Raw genomic sequence first — 395 nt, 5'->3', positions numbered from 1 at the left:
GTTCCCATTCCGAACACGGCCGTGAAACGCCCCAGCGCCTATGGTACTTCGTCTTAAGACGCGGGAGAGTCGGTCGCTGCCAGGTCTGCTAAACGCAACAACACATGCGCCGAATGTCGAAGACATTAGAAAGCTGCATGTGAAACAAACAAATCTTCTCATCACGAAAACGGCCCTAAGCCGATCAAAAGGGCCGCCCACAAAGCGGCCTTTGTGCTATAATGGGTCCGGAAACATGCAGTGCGTCCCTTACACGAGACAAATCGCCTCGGCAATTTGCTCGGGCAGTAGCGTAAACTGCTTCGCAGTTTACGCACCGTGACAAAACCCAAAGGGTTTTGCACTTGGCGCGGGGTGGAGCAGCCCGGTAGCTCGTCAGGCTCATAACCTGAAGG

The 395-nt window shown here is 54.4% G+C and carries 1 rRNA gene; it reads left to right on the top strand.

Annotated features, from left to right (window positions below):
- Window positions 1-85 (top strand): 5S ribosomal RNA (gene rrf / locus IB248_RS31065); the annotation flags it as partial.
- Window positions 86-395: the final 310 nt, after the last annotated feature.

This window comes from Rhizobium sp. RHZ01 (genome assembly GCF_014851595.1).
In the GTDB taxonomy this organism is placed as follows: Bacteria; Pseudomonadota; Alphaproteobacteria; order Rhizobiales; family Rhizobiaceae; genus Rhizobium; species Rhizobium altiplani.
This window is presented reverse-complemented; position numbering and strand designations above follow the sequence as displayed.